Origin of the sequence: Amycolatopsis sp. cg13 (assembly GCF_041346965.1) — a bacterium.
In the GTDB taxonomy this organism is placed as follows: domain Bacteria; phylum Actinomycetota; class Actinomycetes; order Mycobacteriales; family Pseudonocardiaceae; genus Amycolatopsis.
Window position 1 is genome coordinate 4,478,616 of record NZ_CP166848.1, and the last position, 15,878, is coordinate 4,494,493.

Sequence of the window (15,878 nt, forward strand, 5' to 3'; positions counted from 1 at the left end):
ACGTCTGCCTCCTGCTACACCTGGATCTGACCGGCGAGCTGCTGAATGTGGATGAGCACGAACTCGGCGGGCTTCAGCGGGGCGAACCCGACCAGGATGTTGACGATGCCGCGGTCGATGTCGTTCTGCGGATTGTTCGTCGCGTCGCATTTCACGAGATAGGCGTCCTTCGGCGTACGGCCTTGGAAAGCGCCCTGCCGGAACAGGTTGTTCATGAACGCGCCGACGTTCAGCCGAATCGACGACCACAACGGTTCGTCGTTCGGTTCGAACACCACCCATTGCGTACCGCGGAACAGGCTTTCCTCGATGAAGAGCGCCAATCGCCGTACCGGCAGGTATTTCCACTGGTTCGCGAGCACGTCCGCGCCGCGTTGAGTGCGCGCGCCCCAGATCACGTTCCCCACCGACGGCATGCCGCGCAGGCAGTTGACGCCGAGCGGGTTGAGCACACCGTTCTGCGGATCGGACAGTTGGACCGTGAGGCCGCTGATGCCGCTCAACGTCGCCTCGGTGCCCGCTGGAGCCTTCCAGACGCCCCGCTGGACATCCGTGCGCGCCCACGTTCCCGCGATCATCCCGCACGGAGGGAATTCGCGAACCCTGTTCTCCTGCTTGGGATCCGGCTGTTTGACGCGCGGGAAGTACAGCGCCGCGTTGCGGGCGTTGTCGTCGTTGAGGACGAAGGTGGAGTCCTTCACCGCGCCGGAGACCGCGTTCGTCGTCTTCCAATTCGGATCCGGGTCCACGATCAGCATCGCCCTGCGGTCGACGCACAGCTTCAACGCCTTGGCCAGGATCTGCGCGGAGCCGCCGATCAGCCCCGGAGCTCCCGGCAGGCAGAGCATGTTGAAGATGTCGGTCTTGAGCAAGGCGTAGATGCCGGACTGCTGTCCGGGGTCGCCGAGGAAGTCCTCGGTCCTCGGCGTCGGCCCGTCGACGCCCTGGCTCGCTGCGGTGTACCAGATGCCGTCCTTCGTGGTGTCCTGGAACGGATCCTGCCCGACTTCCAGCTTGTCGGAACTGTGCGCGTCCGGCCGCTTGTCGACGTTCTCCACCGACCCGATCAATCCCGACGACGCGATGACGTTCGTCAACGAGCGCGGGGAGTTCTTGTCGATGCTGACGTTGAGGTACTGCTCGGTGACCTTGCTGGTCCGGTCGTGAATAGTCAGGTTGTACAGCTGGTTGAGGTCGTCCTTGGCGGTCTCGTGGTCGACCCGCGCCAGCAGCGTTCCGTTGGCCCAGGTCCCTTCTCCGCGCGCGTAGAGCGTCGGCCCGCTCGGCGCCAGAACGATTTTCGCCGGTAGCGCCTTGGCCGGCGCGGTGTCGTCGGCCGCGGGCTGATCAGCACTGGCAGGCGGCGCGGTGCCGGTCACCCGCACGATTTCGGCCTCGCTGCCGCCGTTCTGGTAGAACTGCCAGACCGCGTAGCTGAGGTCGCTCGCCGGGTCGAGGCCGCCGAATTGCTGTTCGTAGTCCTCCCAGCTGGTGATGTGCACCGCCACGTTCGTGACGCCGCGCGGTGCGGTGCCGACGAAAGCCGCGACCGAGGTGGGCACCCCGGTGATGGTCCGAACCGCGCTCGGCAGTTCGTCGATGTAGACACCCGGAAAGGTGGGCGTGATGGGCATGGCCGTCTCCCTCCGCGGCTTTCTCGGCCGTGGTCGTGAGCGTGCACTGGTTCCGTCACCGCGGCGTCACGTCGCCGTCCTGCGCGCCGATCCGGCTCAGCCAGCGGTCCACCGACGCGAGAACTTGTTCGCGGGTCGTGAGAACCTCCGACGTCGTCGCGTCGGTGCGCACGTCCGCGGTGGTCGTGATGCGGACCCGCAGCTGTCCTTCGGAAGTGCACCACGCCCGAAGGACGTGCAGCGCGATTCGCTCCGGGTCCGCACCTGCCATACGGTGCAGTACAACGGTTCCCCGTCACCGCACCGTCACCCGATGCCACCGGCTGAGGCTCGCGTGACCGCTTCCGCGAGTCCGTGAGGGCCACCCTGAGGGAATCTGATTCCCTCAGGGTTCCCCTCATGTACGGCAGAGCCCACAACACCGCCTCAGGTCCCTGGCACCCGGATCAAGCGAGCAGAGCCCGCACGCCAGGGCTGGGCTGCACACCGAGCTCGGTGTGCAGCAGTTCCGCCAACGCGCGATAAGCCCGCACCGCCTCGCCGCGATTCCCCTCAAGAAGGTGGACGCGGATCAAACAGCGATGTGCGCTTTCCCGCAGCGGTTCAGCATCGACCGCCGTCAGCGCGGCGTCGATCGCCTCGGAAAACCGGCCCGCTTCGCCGAGCCGCCCCGCCAGGCATTCCAGCGCGTGCAAGCGAAGCTGCCGCCACCGCTCACGAAAGACGAACAACCAGTCGTCGTACCAATCCGGCAGCAGATCGGTCGACAGCAAGCCGATCACTGGCTCGCTGTCGTCGGGCAGCTCCGCGCCGGCGGACGCGAGCGAACGCGCCAGGCTCGACGCGGCTTGCACGTCAACAGCCGCAGTGTCCGAGAGCGACAGCCGCTCAGCCGTCGCCTGCACCAGATCCCGGTGCACCCGGCCAATCCGCCACAACGTGGTGCGAAGGCTCGCCGCACCGTGTTCCTCCGACGAGTCCGCCCACAACGCGTGCGCCACTTCGGCCCGCCGCACGGGCCGGTCTCGAAGCGCCAGGTAAGTCACTAACCGTTGAGCCGCACGGGAAAGCGGTCGCGCGTTAGCCGCGCCGTCCACCGCGAAGGCCGGCAACGTCTGCACGACAAGCACCGACGCCGTTCCAGTTCCCTCTCCCGATTCGTAGTCCACCGTTTCTGTCCGCGAACCGACCATCCGAACCGACACCCCCTCGATCCTCGGCAGCGTCCCCCGGGAGCACTGCCGGTCGAACTCCGATGATCGTGACCGGCCCGCCGCCGCACCATCCGTGCTACCACGTAACTTCGCTCACGGTCGTTCCCGCATCGGCGCGAACGAGCCTCCCGGTCCGGCTCCGGCCAGCAGCCGCTGGTCGCGCATGAAGGAAAGGAACTGAAGATACGTGCGCTGGTTGAACGCGTTGGCGGGCCAGATCTCGTCACCCGCCCGCAGCGCGCCGCCAGCCATTCGGCGGTACCGCGCGTTGATCGCCTCGGACACCCGGATGAACACCCCCACATCCCCGATCGACGCGATCCGCTGCGACACCGGCACGCCCTGAGCTTCCCCGGCGAGAAACCGGTCGAGAGTGGTGCTGGTGATCACCCGCGCGAGGTATCCGCCGAACTCGCGCCACGCCTGCTGTTCCGCCGACGTATACCCGGTGAGATCCCAATTGGCCGAGTCAAATATGCCGATCACGCTGCCGAACATCTGCGCCACCACACTGCTGACGCCCTGCGCGACCGCGCCCGCCGTCTGCACCCCCGATGCCAGTCCCGTCGCGACTCGCTGAGTCCACGCGGCGACCGCGGGCGCGACGGTGTCCGACACGCTCACGCCGTAACTGCCCGACGCTCGCGCGCCAGCTTCGGCACCGAGACTGAACGCGGCCGCCACCCAGCCTTCCTCCCCCGAGAAAAGCCCGGTACTGACCGAAAATCCCACCCCAGCGAGCAGTTTCGCCGCAACGTTGACGCTCCCGCCCGCATACGCGCCGGACACATTGCCCGCCCGGCCAGCCGGACCGAGCCGGAACGCCACGACGATCGCTTCGCTGCCACCCGCGGTGACGCCGACCCCGAGTTCGCCGTAACCGATGACGTCGGTGGTGACCTCGCCGGACTCGATGTTGACGAAGACCATCGTGTCCTGTCCCGCGCCCGCCCCGAGCCCGGCACCGGCGTTCCCGGAAGCACGCATCCCGATCGCGGCACCGGTGATCGCCCACCCCAGCAGCCGCAACGGCGTGGACAACACCGCAGCCGCCACCCGCGCCGCCCCGAAGATCCGGTTGCCGCGAAGATTCGTGACCACCACCCGGGTGTCCGGCTCGGCCTGCCGGGCAACTCCGCGCGCGCTGCCCCCGGCCACGCTCACCGGCCCGCCGCCGACTACTGCGTCCGCCGCCACGTCCGCCGACCGTTCGAGCTGATGCCCCGCTGCCGGTCCACCACCACGGCGCTGCTGGACGACGTGCGCCAGTTCGTGCGCGAGGGATCGCTTGCCGGACGTCGTCTCCGGCCGGTATTCCCCAGTACCGAACACGATCCGCTCGCCCACCGTGTACGCCTTCGCGCCCAGCCAGGCCGCCGAATCGGCGTCCGAGTACACGCGCACCTGGCTGAAGTCCTGGCCGAAGCGCTGCTCCATGAAATGCCGGATGTCCGGTTCGAGAGGATTTCCTCCGCGCCCGGGTTCCGGCTCGGGTTCAGCTGGCGCGGGCACCCGGACGCGTTGCTCCATCGAGGACCCTCCCGATCACTGGACCACCCGGGCAGTGTGATCGAGACCCGTCACCGCGACGTCACCGTTTTCCCAGCGGCGGCCGGTCAATTCGGCATATTCCTTTTCTTCGGCGCTGCGGTCGGTCAGCGAGCGCGCCGGTCGCGAACCCACTGCGCGAGCCGCACCCGGGATTTGAGCCCGAGCTTGCGGTAGACGTTGCGCAGATGCGTCTCCACCGTCCGCTCGCTGAGAAACAGCGCGGAGGCGATGTCCGCGTTCGACAGCCCCTTCCCGACGAGCACGGTGATCTCCGACTCCCGCCGGGTGAGCGGCCCGGACCGCTGCGCCGGAACCGAATGCCCCTGCTTCACGATCCGCTCCGGCCAGGGCGCACTGCCCGCCGCGGTGAACGCCGCCGTCGCCGAAGACGCCACCACCTCCGCTTCCGACGGTTCCAGCAGTTCCGCCAGCTCCAATTCCGCTTGCGCGGCAAGCAGATCCATCCCGAATCCGCGAAGCACGGACGCCGAACCACGCAGCCGGTCGACTGCCTCGGTCGCGTTCCCCCGGGCCGCCTCGGCGAATCCCTGCTGGCGGTCGGCCAGCGCGTGCAGGACCGGAGCATTGCTGCCCGCCCCGCGCAACAGGCCGACCACGCGGTCCGCCTCCGCCAGATCTCCCCGCTGCACGGCGGCATATCCGGCGAAGGACACCCGAAGACAGTTGAGCTGCGTGTCGCCGAACGGCAGCGTGTCGGTCAACGCCGGGGCTTGTGCCGCCACCCCGCGCCGCACCGCCAACGCCGTCGCCGCCAGGTCGAACGCGTCCAGTAGATCGATCTGCGAAGGGTCGTAATGCCTGCGCGCATCCGCCAGGTCCGCCGCCGCCTCATCAAGGTGACCACGTTCAGCACGGACAAACGCCCGTCCCGCAAGGGTTCGCCCCACCAACCGATCCTGCCCGACTCGGCGCGCCTCGGCCACCGCGCTGTCCATTTCAGACAGTGCCGTACGGAGATCGCCGGAGAAGTACCGCGTAGTGGCGAGCATCGTCTGCAGGTAACACGTGGCGGACGGCAGCCATTGCCGGACCGCTGGAGTACTGCTGACGTCCGCGACCCGGATCGCCGTGACGAGGTCACCGCGCAGCGTCGACAAGCCGTTGAGCATCATCCGCGGAGCGAACGCGAGCCGTGGACCTTCGTCACCACAACGAAGCGCAAGCTCCAGCGCACTGCGCAACTCGACGACCGCCGTCTCGACATCACCCGCCAACGCCGCCAGCGCCCCGGCTCCGAGATGCGCGACCGAATGCGCCCCCGGAGTGTCGCTTGTGGACGGAAGCGCGACGAGTTCCCGCGAAATCACCGCCAGTTCCGGGAAATCGCCGTGCCGCAGCGCGATGATCCAATGGACCAGCAACCGCGTCGGCGGATCCGTGTCCGGACGCCGGCCGCTCGCCCTGGCCAGCCCGACCGCCGCCGGAAGGTTCCCGCGCTCGACTTCGAGCAGCGCCTGCAGATGCCGCCACGCCCGTCGGCGCTCGGTGTCCTGGCCCCGCCGCTCGCTGAGCGCGACCGCGTCCTGCAACAGCTCGGCGGCCTCGTCCAACCGGCCACGCCCCTGCTGCAATCTCGCTAAGTCGACAAGCAACGCGGGCACCGCGTCCGGCCGCGCGTCCCGCGCCCGTCGCAACGCGGCCGCGAGGTACTCGGCAGCTTCGTCCAAGTCCCCGACGGTCAACGCCCGAGTGCCCGCCGCGCTGAACGCCTCGATCGCCCGGTCCACCGGAACGCTGTTCCCGCCGGCCGCGTAGTGCGGCGCCGCCGCGACGGTCCGGTCCGCGCGATGCAGCGCCGCCCCGATCGCCGCGTGCAGCGCCCTCCGCTCCCCCAGCAGAAGTTCGTGATAAACCGCCTCGGCGTAAAGAGGATGCGCCACTTGATAATGCGGCTCGACCTCCGACTGGTGTTCGGTGACCAGCCGACGCCCGACCAACCGCCGCAACGCCGCGTGCAGCGCGGACACACTCATCCCGGAGACATCGGCCAGCACCTCCGGCCGCCCGTGCGTCCCGGCGACCGCGACCACCTCCAGCAGCCGCCGGTCCGCCTCGCCGAGCCGGCTGATCTGCTCCCGCACGATGTCCCGGATCACCTCGGGCAGCGGCCCGCACATCCGGCTGGCGACGAGATGCCGAGTCAGCGCGACAACGAACAACGGGAACCCGGACGCCCGTGCCGTGACCGCACGCAGCAACGCGAGCGGCGGCGGCGTGCCGAGGACGTGCTGCACCAGATCGCGCACCGCCTGGTCGGTAAGCGGCGCGAGTTCGAGCAGCCTTCCCGCCTGATGCCGCCGGGTCGCCTCGGCCATCGCGTCGAGCGCCTCGTTGTCGACGCCCGAGCGGAAACACCCGATCACGAGCAGCGGCAGTTCCTCCGCGTTGCGCCCGAGATAGTGCAGCAGTTCGATGGTCCCCCGATCAGCGCAATGCAGATCGTCGACGACGAGCAGCACCGGGCTGCCGACGGTGAGCTGCCGGGTCGCCGCGAGCACCGCCTCGCACATCCGGGTGCGCTGCAGTCCCGGATCCCCGGATTCGGGCGAAACCGGACGCAGATCGGGGAACAATGCGCCGAGATTACCGAGCTCCGGAGAAAAATCGGCGGATTCACTCAGATGGCCGCGGAAAGCCTGGACGATCGGCGCGTACGAAAGGCCCGACAACAACGGGTCCGCGCGTCCCTCGACAATCGCGAATCCCTTGCCGCGAGCCGCCCCGATCGCCTCCGCGGCCAGCCGGGACTTGCCGATCCCAGGCTGCCCGCAGACGAGAGCCGCGCCCCCTTTTCCCCGGCCCGCGGCGGCGATCGCCCCTGCCAGCACAGCGAATTCGGCGTCCCGGCCGATCAGCGGAACGCCCGGTTCGGATCCGCGATACGAGCCGACCCCGCCTCTTCGCGGCAGGTCCGCACTCCCGGCCGGTGCTGCGTCCATTCGCCAGCCTCCCCGAACAAGTGCCCACGAAACCATACCGCCCGGGAGCGGAAGCACGAGCGAATTTCTCGCGAGGGGAAAATGGCGAGCAGAATCTGGCCGCTGACCTGCGGAGGACGCATCAAGACCGCCCGGGTCAGACCGGCGGGGCACAGCTGAGGACAATTTTCCGGATGTGGGCAATGGGGTGAATGGGGCCGAGGAGCAGTTCCGGTGGTGGTTCGTGGCGTCGTGCTGAAACGGGAGGCGCGTCGCTTTGGCCGGGTTCCGCTGCGCCAGGAGAATCGCGGCTTCATCGACTTCGTGGCCCGGTGCCGTGCCTTCGGTGCTGCTCTACGACACCGACCGCGCGCGCACTCGGGAAGGCGTTGCCTCGAAGTTCCGGGCACGCCCGCGCCGCTCAGTTTCGCCGCGCCCGACGCTCTCCAGCGCATGACCGGCCCACCACTCCAGGCCCCGCCGCGCGTCACCCCGGCGCACCACGCCCAGCCCGACTCGCTGCCGACCCGTCGCAGCAGATCCGTCGCCCGGCATTCCAGCGCACTACCCGCCGCAGCTCCGCAACCAACGCGCCCGCAGCACTCCCCCAGACCAACCCGGATAAGGGGGCGCCCGAACCCGGACGCCCCCACCCGGGGTCACTCCACCAGCAGATCCTCAATCATGATCGGAATGCTCCGCACCCGGATGCCGGTCGCGTTGCACACCGCGTTCGCCACCGCGGCCGCCATGCCCACCGCGCCGATTTCGCCTACGCCGCGGGCTCCGACGGCGTTGTGCAGCGTGTCCGGGTATTCGACGAACTGCACGTCGATCTCCGGGATGTCGGCGTTGACCGGCAGCAGGTAGCTCGCGAAGTCAGCGTTCGCGAACCGTCCGCTCGACTCCACTTCCAGCCCCTCGTGCAGAGCCGCGGACACGCCCCAGATCATGCCGCCGGACAGCTGGCTCCTCGCCTGCGTCGGGTTGATGATCCGGCCGCCGTCGAAGACGCCCAGCATCCTCGACACCCGGACTTCCCGGGTCAGCCGGTGCACCCGGACCTCGCAGAACTGCGCGCCGAAGGAGCTGAACGAATGCTTCGTCATCTCCTCGCCCGGCGCGGAGGAACCCTTGGCGGACAGTGATTCCCGGCCGATCGCGCGCAGCAGTTCACCGAACGGCATGGTGCCGCGGTTGCCGTGCAGCAGGCCCTCGGCGTACGTGACCACCTCGCCCTCGAACGGCGCGCCCGGTTCGGCGGCGAGCGCCACCAGTTCGTCGAGCAACTCGGTGGCCGCGAGCATGATCGCGGTGCCGGTGCTCGCCGTCGCGGTCGAGCCGCCGGACATGCCGCCCGGCGCGTACCGCGAGTCGCCCAGGTGCGGGGTGACGCGTTCCGGGTCGATGTCGAGGGATTCGGCCCCGATCGTGGCCAGCACGGTGAGCAGCCCGGTGCCCGGGTCCGCGCCGCTCGTGGACACGTCCGCGGTCTCGTCCGCGTTGAGCGTGATCTCGACCGTCGCCGGGAACCGCAGGCCCGGGAACATCGCGGTCGCCGTGCCCATGCCGACGAGCCAGTCCCCGTCGACGTGCCCGCGCGGCGACCGGTTCGCCCAGCCGAACCGCTGCGCCCCGATCTCGTAGCACTCGTCGAGGTGCTTGCTCGACCACTGCAGATCGACCCCGGGAGGAGCGAGCGAACTGTTGCGCCGCCGCAGTTCGATCGGGTCCATCTCGAGCGCGATTGCCAGTTCGTCAACAGCGCTTTCCAGTGCGAACGATCCCGACGCCTCCCCCGGCGCCCGCATGAACGTGCCCGGCGGAATGTGCAGCGGCACCATCTTCTGGCTGATCGACAGGTTCTGCGTCGCGTACCACTCGCGCGAGGTGCCGTGCGACGTCGGCTCCACAAAGGACCGGCTCATCGACGTGGCCGACCAGGAATCGTGCTGCACCGCGATCAGCGTGCCGTCGCGGTCCGCGCCCAGTGCGACCTTCTGCACCGTGGCCGGCCGGTTCGCGGTCGCCGTGAACACCTGCTCGCGGGTGAGCGCGCACTTCACCGGACGGTCCAGCGCCTTGGCGGCCGCCGCGGCCAGCATCGCCGGAGCCGAGGTGCCCGCCTTGCCGCCGAACGCCCCGCCCACATACGGGTTCACCGCGTGGATGGCCGACGGCTCGATGCCCAGCACCCCGGCCATTTCCATGGCCTGCAGGTGACTGGCCTGGTTTCCGCTGTAGAGGGCGAGTTCGCCGCCGTCCCACTTCGCGACCGCCGAATGCGGTTCCATCGCCGCGTGGTTCTGCGTCGCGGTGCGGTACGTCTGCGAGACGACCACCGGGCTCTGCGCCAGCGCGTCCACAATGGACTCGACGTCGTCGGCGAGCACCTCGATCGACGGCGCGGCTCCCCGGCTCTCCGGCGCGTCCTCCGCGGTCGCGAGCCCGTCTTCCATCGACGTCTGCGCGGGCTTCTCCTGATACGAGACCTCGATCAGCCCCGCCGCGTCCCGCGCCTGCTCGAACGTCTCCGCGACGACCAGCCCGATCGGCTGTCCGTAGAACACGACGTCCCGGTCGTGCAGCGGCAGCCACACGTCGCCCATCAGCTGCGACTTGAACGGATGCAGCTCGAGCGGGTCGAACGGGCTGTAGACGCTGACGACCCCGGGCGCGCCTTTCGCCGCGGTCACGTCCATCGCGGTGATCTCGCCGTGCGCGATCGTGCTGAGCACGATGTAGCCGTACAGCATGCCCGGGAAAGTGCGGTCCAGCGCGTAATCGGCCTGGCCGGTGACTTTCCGCGGACCGTCCAGCCGCGCAGTCATGCCCGGCTCCCTTCGGTCAGTTCGAGCAGCGCGCGGACAATCGTCCGCTTCAGCAGCGAAGGTTTGAACACGTTGCCGGACAACGGCTTTGCCCCCTCGACAGCCACCGCGGCGGCCGCGGCGAAGGCTTCTTCGGTAAGCTCCGCGCCGCGCAGCGCCTCTTCCACGGCGGGCAGCCGCCACGGCACCGTCCCGACCCCGCCCGCCGCCACGCGGGCGCCGGCGATCTTCCCGTCGCGCACGTCGAGCGCGACCGCCGCCGAGCACAGCGCGAACTCGTACGACTGCCGGTCGCGGATCTTGACGTACGTGGAGTTCTCCGCCCAGTCGAGCCGCGGCACGCGCACCTCGGTGATCAGCTCGCCGGGACGCAGGTCGTGCTCGATCTCAGGGGTGTCGCCCGGTTCGCGGTAGAACTCGGTCAGCGCGACCGTGCGGGTGCCCTCGGCGCTGGCCAGCACGATCTCCGCGTCGAGCGCGACCAGCGCGACCGCGACGTCGCTGGCGTGGGTGGCCACGCAGGAGTCGCTGGTGCCGAGGATCGCGTGCATCCGGTTGACGCCGGAAATCGCCGAACACCCGCTGCCTGGCGAACGCCGGTTGCACGGCATCGCGACGTCACGGAAGTACGAGCATCGCGTGCGCTGCATCAGGTTTCCGCCGATGCTGGCCATGTTCCGCAGCTGCTGCGACGCGCTGAGCAGCAGCGCGCGCGAGATCGCCGGGTACACGCCGGGATGCGCGGCGATGTCGCCCATCCGCTCCAGCGCGCCGAACCGCAGGCCGTCGGCGGTGTCGATGCCCCGCAGCGGCAGGTCGTTGATGTCCAGCACCTGCTGCGGGGTGAGGACGTCGAGCTTCATCAGGTCGACCAAAGTGGTGCCGCCGGCCAGGTAGGTGCCCGCGCTGCCCAGCGCGTCCTCGACCGTGGCGGGTGCGGTGAGCTCAAACGGTCGCATCGGCCTGCCTCGCCTGCTCCACGGCGCGCACGATGTTCGGATACGCCGAACAGCGGCACAGATTTCCGGACATGAACTCGCGGACGTCGGACACGTCGTCGCGCACTGCGGCGACCGCGGACATCACCTGGCCGGACGTGCAGAACCCGCACTGCAGCGCGTCCTGGTCCACGAACGCCTGCTGCACCGGATGCAGTTCGTCCTCAGTGGACAGTCCTTCGACGGTGGTGACGGGACCGCGCACGGCGGCCGCGAGCGTGAGGCAGGACAGCACCGGCTTGCCGTCGACGTGCACGGTGCACGCGCCGCACTGACCGCGGTCGCAGCCCTTCTTCGGGCCGGTGATGCCGAGCCGCTCGCGCAGCGCGTCCAGGAGGGTCACTCCCGGCTCGACGCCGAGCTTCTCGGTTCTTCCATTGACTTCAAGGGAAATGTCCACAGTAGGGTTCGCTTTCCCGCAGCCCGTCCGCGGCGGACGTCTGCGGCGTGATGGTGGTGGTGACGGCCCTTCGGGAACACGAGCCGCCGGGGTAAACCGGATATTCATCCGCTTGGCTCGCTTTGAACGAGGCTAGCGGATTAGAATCCGGTACGCAACGAAGTGGAGCTACTCCAGGTGCGGCTGGAGCAGCTCCAGGTCAGACAAGCGAAACAACGCGGGAGGCGCGATGCCGGTGAGCCCGCGGCGGGCGGACACCCGGCGCAACCACGAACGGATCCTCGCGGTGGCGGCGGAAACCGTGAGCCGGGCAGGAGACGTGTCGTTCAACGCGGTCGCCAAGGAAGCGGGCGTCGGCGTCGGCACGGTGTACCGGCACTTCCCCACGCCGGAGTCGCTGGTGCTGGCCGTCTACGAGCGCGAGGTGAACCAGCTCGTCGAGATCGTGCCCGAATTACTCGCCAAACATTCCCCCGATCAGGCGCTGCGCGTCTGGATCGTGGACCACCTGGCGCACTACATGATGACGAAACGCGGACTGGCCAACGCGTTGCGCGCGTCGCAGAGCGAACTGCCGACACAGGCGTACGTGCGGATGCTCGCCGCGCTGGACACCCTGCGGAAGGCGAACGCGGAAGCGGGCACGATCCGGCCGGACCTGAAGACGGAAACCCTGATGCGCGGCCTTGGCGGGCTGTTTTTCCTTACTCCGGAAGGAGATTGGAAGGCCGAGACCGAAGGAGTGGTCGACCTGGTGTGGCACGGAATGCGGCTGGACTGACCGCAAGCCGCAACTTCAAGTACGTGAGGGGAACCCTGAGGGAATCTGATTCCCTCAGGGTTCCCCTCACGTACCCGCAAACTCGCACCCGCCGCAGCCTCACTCCGAAGTGGACAGCACCTTCAAATCCACCCCGGCCCGCTCGAAATGTCCCCGCGGATCCGGCACCAGCTTGCGCTTCTCCAGATCCATCAGCCCCAGCGTGCACTTGATCTCCGCCGACAGCGTCCCGTCCAGCTTGATGATCCGCGAGGTCATCCAGAACACCTTGCCGTCGCCGAACGACGCGTCGCAGGTCACGTCCACCTCGTCGCCGGCGCGCAGCTCCCGCCGGTAGACGATGTTCGATTCGAGCAGCACCGGCGCGAGGTGCGATTCGCGCAAATTCGCGTCGCCTGCCGCCTCGAAGACTTCCAGCCGGGAAACCTCGCCGTAGGAGTGGTACACGGCGTGGTTCAGGTGGCCCAGCGTGTCGAGTTCGTAGTGGCGCACCTTGATCCGGGTGCGGAACGGTTCGCGGTCAGTCACGCGGCCCACGTTAGTTGTCGTAGAAAAGTTCCTCGACCACCGCGTGCGCGTGCCTCGTCACACGGCGGTACGCGTCGAGGAACTCGCCGGGGTCGTCGTCCACCGAGTAGCCGAACACGCGAGCCACCGCGGCGAGGTCGCGGCCGGTTCCGGGCACCTCGTCCGCCGCTTTGCCGCGGACCAGCATCGTCGCGTTGCGCACGCGCGTGGCCAGCAGCCAGGCCTCGCGCAACGACTCCACCGACTCCGCAGGAGCGAGGCCCGCTTCGGCCAGGGCGGTCAGCGCGTCGAGGGTCGACGTCGTCCGCAGGCCGGGCACCTCGTGCGCGTGCTGCAACTGCAGAAGCTGGACGGTCCACTCGACGTCGGCGAGACCGCCTCGGCCGAGTTTCGTGTGCCGCGTCGGGTCGGCGCCGCGCGGGAGACGTTCGGTCTCCACCCGGGCCTTGATCCGCCGGATCTCGCGCGCGTCCGTCGGGTCGAGCCCGCCTTCCGGATAGCGCAACGGGTCGATCATCTCGATGAACCGCTGGCCAAGCTCGTCGTCCCCGGCGACAAACCGGGCCCGCAGCAACGCCTGCGACTCCCACACCTCGCCCCAGCGCTGGTAGTACGCCCGGTACGACTCCAGCGTTCGGACCAGCGGCCCGCTGCGCCCTTCGGGACGAAGATCGGCGTCGACGATCAGCGCCGGATCCGCGCTCGGCGCGCCGAGGATCTTCCGCACCGTCTCCGCGACCGACGAGGCGAACCGCAGCGCTTCGGCGTCCGGAACCCCTTCGGCGGGCTCGCAGACGAAGAGCACGTCCGCGTCCGAGCCGTAGCCCAATTCCGCTCCGCCGAGCCGGCCCATGCCGATGACCGCGATCGTCGCCGGAGTACGTCCCAGCTCGGCCTGCCGTTGCCGGTAAGCCGCCGACAACGCGCCCTGCAGCACCGCCACCCACACGCTCGACAGCGCTTCGCAGACCGACGGAACATCCAGCAGTCCCAACAAATCCGCGCACGCGACACGCAGCAGCTCATGCCGTCGCAGGGACCGGGCAGCAGTGACGGCTGCGCTCAACCCGGGCTGACGACGCACGGCAGCCCGCAGGGAAGTCGCCACCTCAGCCGGAGTGCGGCCGGTCAGCCGAGCCGGATCTCCCAGCAGCTGAAGCACTTCCGGCGCGCGGACGAGGAGGTCCGGCACCAAGTTCGACGTGCCGAGCAGGAAGGCCAGCCGCTCGACGACAGTGCCCTCGTCCCGCAGCACCCGCAGGTACCAAGGCGTGTCCTGCAACGCCTCGGACACCTTGCGATACGACAGCAGACCGCCGTCCGGATCCGGCGTGTCGGCCAGGCAGTCGAGCAACACCGGAAGCAGCGCCTGCTGAATAGCCGCGCGTCGCGAGACCCCCGAGGTCAGTGCCTTGATGTGCTGCAGCGCGCCTTCCGGCGCGGCGTACCCGAGCGCGGCGAGCCGGCTGGCGGCCTGTTTCGTGGTGAGCCGCAACGCTTCAGTCGGCACATTCGCCACCGACTGCAGCAGCGGACGGTAGAAGACCTTCTCGTGCAGCCGCCGAATCCCCTGGGCGTGGCGGCGGAACTCGGCCAGCAGCGCCTCGCCTTGGCTGCGTCCGCGAACCGGCCGAATCCCACAGGCGCGCGCGAGAATCCGCAGCTCATCGGTATCCGACGAGGCGGGGAACAGGTGCGTCCGCCGCAACCGGCGCAGCTGCAACCGGTGTTCGACGGTGCGCAGGAACTCGTACGACGAGCTCATCTCCGCCGCGTCCGCACGGCCGACGTACCCGCCGTCGCCGAGCGCGGCCAAGGCCTCCAAAGTGGACGGCGAGCGCAGCGCGGGATCCACCCGGCCGTGCACGAGTTGCAGCAGCTGCACCGCGAACTCGACGTCCCGCAGCCCGCCGCGGCCCAGCTTCAGTTCGCGTTCGAGATGCTCCGACGCGACGTGGTCCTCCACCCGGCGGCGCATCTGCTGGACCTCGGTCACGAAGTTGTCCCGGTCCGCGGCCGACCACACCATCGGCGCGACCATCTCCGCGTACTGCCGGCCCAGCTCGGCGTCCCCCGCCACCGGACGCGCCTTCAGCAAAGCCTGGAATTCCCAGGTCTTCGCCCATTTCTGGTAGTACGCCGTGTGCCCTTCGAGCGTCCGCACCAGCGCGCCGCTCTTGCCTTCCGGCCGCAACGCCGCGTCGACCTCGAAGCACGCGTTGCCGACCAGCCGCATCATCGTGCTGGCCAGCCGGGTCGCGACGCCGAGGTCACCGGCCCCGACGAAGATGACGTCGACGTCGCTCACGTAGTTCAGCTCGCGACCGCCGGTCTTGCCCATCGCGATCACCGCGAGCGTGCCTTCCGCGGACGCCCCGACCTCCTGCTCGGCCACCACGAGCCCGGCCTGCAACGACGCTTCGGCAAGAGTGGTCAGCTCGCTGGCGATGTCGCGGAACTGCGGGTGTTCCAGCCCGGGCTCGACGAGGTGGCCGAGGTCCGCGGCGGCGATGCCGAGCAGCAGCCCGCGGTATCCGGCTCGCAGCTCGTGTTCGGCAGCGGTTCCGGTGACGTACGTTCCGTCGTCCTGCCGCACTCGCTCAAGCAGGCGTTCCGCGAACTTCGCCGGATCGGTGCAGCGGTTGTCCGCGAGGCAACGCCACTCACCGGGATTGGCGACCAGGAAGTCCGCCAACGCGGTGGAGGTGCCGAGCACGCCCAGGAGCCGTCCGCGGAACGTGCGGTTCTCTCGGAGCGTGCTGTCCAGCTCAGGCCAGCCAGGTTCGTCGGCCTCGCGGATGCGGTCGAGACCGGCCAGCGCGAGGTCGGGATCCGCGGCGCGAGACAGGGCGAGGAGGACGTCCGTGGCACCGTCGGCGGGTCCGCCTTCGGTCCACCAGCCCGCTGCGCGCAGCTGACCGTCGGCCCGGGTGTCAGTGAAGCCGTACCTGGCCGCCGAAGCTGTGGTCCGCGCGCGCTCTGCCATCGCTCACACCGTAGCC

The 15,878-nt window shown here is 69.2% G+C and carries 11 protein-coding genes; 1 reads left to right on the forward strand and 10 read right to left on the reverse strand.

The features are described 5' to 3' along the window. Positions 1-14: 14 nt before the first annotated feature. The 8 genes from AB5I40_RS20505 to AB5I40_RS20540 form a co-directional block, all read right to left on the reverse strand. Complete coding sequence (locus tag AB5I40_RS20505) at positions 15-1,634, reverse strand: phage tail sheath family protein (protein ID WP_370940141.1); 1,620 nt, start codon at positions 1,632-1,634, stop codon at positions 15-17. Positions 1,635-1,689: 55 nt separating this feature from the next. Then, complete coding sequence (locus AB5I40_RS20510; RefSeq protein ID WP_370940142.1) at positions 1,690-1,905, reverse strand: hypothetical protein; 216 nt, start codon at positions 1,903-1,905, stop codon at positions 1,690-1,692. Between the two features lie 175 nt (positions 1,906-2,080). Beyond that, entirely contained in the window at positions 2,081-2,755 is a 675-nt protein-coding gene (locus tag AB5I40_RS20515; RefSeq protein WP_370940143.1) for a BTAD domain-containing putative transcriptional regulator, read from the reverse strand. Positions 2,756-2,941: 186 nt separating this feature from the next. Next, a complete protein-coding gene (locus tag AB5I40_RS20520; RefSeq protein ID WP_370940144.1) occupies positions 2,942-4,378 on the reverse strand; it encodes a DUF4157 domain-containing protein in 1,437 nt (478 codons plus the stop codon). Positions 4,379-4,503: 125 nt separating this feature from the next. Further along, positions 4,504-7,359, reverse strand: a complete 2,856-nt coding sequence (locus AB5I40_RS20525; protein ID WP_370940145.1) for an AAA family ATPase — start codon at positions 7,357-7,359, stop codon at positions 4,504-4,506. Between the two features lie 638 nt (positions 7,360-7,997). Continuing rightward, entirely contained in the window at positions 7,998-10,169 is a 2,172-nt protein-coding gene (locus AB5I40_RS20530) for a xanthine dehydrogenase family protein molybdopterin-binding subunit (protein WP_370940146.1), read from the reverse strand. Continuing rightward, entirely contained in the window at positions 10,166-11,128 is a 963-nt protein-coding gene (locus AB5I40_RS20535; protein ID WP_370940147.1) for a xanthine dehydrogenase family protein subunit M, read from the reverse strand. Before AB5I40_RS20535 ends, AB5I40_RS20530 begins: the two co-directional genes overlap by 4 nt. Next, positions 11,115-11,567 carry a (2Fe-2S)-binding protein gene (locus AB5I40_RS20540; RefSeq protein ID WP_370940148.1) on the reverse strand — a complete coding sequence of 151 codons (453 nt, stop codon included), beginning with the start codon at positions 11,565-11,567 and terminating at the stop codon, positions 11,115-11,117. Before AB5I40_RS20540 ends, AB5I40_RS20535 begins: the two co-directional genes overlap by 14 nt. 229 nt (positions 11,568-11,796) lie before the next feature. On the opposite strand from AB5I40_RS20540, the gene AB5I40_RS20545 reads away from it, so the two are divergent. Next, entirely contained in the window at positions 11,797-12,348 is a 552-nt protein-coding gene (locus AB5I40_RS20545; RefSeq protein ID WP_370940149.1) for a TetR/AcrR family transcriptional regulator, read from the forward strand. Between the two features lie 99 nt (positions 12,349-12,447). Here AB5I40_RS20545 and AB5I40_RS20550 read toward each other — a convergent pair whose 3' ends face one another. Beyond that, positions 12,448-12,876: an acyl-CoA thioesterase gene (locus AB5I40_RS20550; RefSeq protein WP_370940150.1), complete on the reverse strand. Its 429-nt coding sequence runs from the start codon at positions 12,874-12,876 to the stop codon at positions 12,448-12,450. A gap of 10 nt (positions 12,877-12,886) precedes the next feature. Continuing rightward, positions 12,887-15,862 carry a bifunctional [glutamine synthetase] adenylyltransferase/[glutamine synthetase]-adenylyl-L-tyrosine phosphorylase gene (locus tag AB5I40_RS20555; protein WP_370940151.1) on the reverse strand — a complete coding sequence of 992 codons (2,976 nt, stop codon included), beginning with the start codon at positions 15,860-15,862 and terminating at the stop codon, positions 12,887-12,889. Positions 15,863-15,878 lie beyond the last annotated feature (16 nt).

Coding starts and splice junctions, on each gene's coding strand:
- AB5I40_RS20505 (WP_370940141.1), bottom strand. CDS start 1,634: ATGCCCATCACGCCCACCTTTCCGGGTGTCTACATCGACGAACTGCCG.
- AB5I40_RS20525 (WP_370940145.1), bottom strand. CDS start 7,359: ATGGACGCAGCACCGGCCGGGAGTGCGGACCTGCCGCGAAGAGGCGGG.
- AB5I40_RS20530 (WP_370940146.1), bottom strand. CDS start 10,169: ATGACTGCGCGGCTGGACGGTCCGCGGAAAGTCACCGGCCAGGCCGAT.
- AB5I40_RS20520 (WP_370940144.1), bottom strand. CDS start 4,378: ATGGAGCAACGCGTCCGGGTGCCCGCGCCAGCTGAACCCGAGCCGGAA.
- AB5I40_RS20555 (WP_370940151.1), bottom strand. CDS start 15,862: ATGGCAGAGCGCGCGCGGACCACAGCTTCGGCGGCCAGGTACGGCTTC.
- AB5I40_RS20510 (WP_370940142.1), bottom strand. CDS start 1,905: ATGGCAGGTGCGGACCCGGAGCGAATCGCGCTGCACGTCCTTCGGGCG.
- AB5I40_RS20545 (WP_370940149.1), top strand. CDS start 11,797: ATGCCGGTGAGCCCGCGGCGGGCGGACACCCGGCGCAACCACGAACGG.
- AB5I40_RS20535 (WP_370940147.1), bottom strand. CDS start 11,128: ATGCGACCGTTTGAGCTCACCGCACCCGCCACGGTCGAGGACGCGCTG.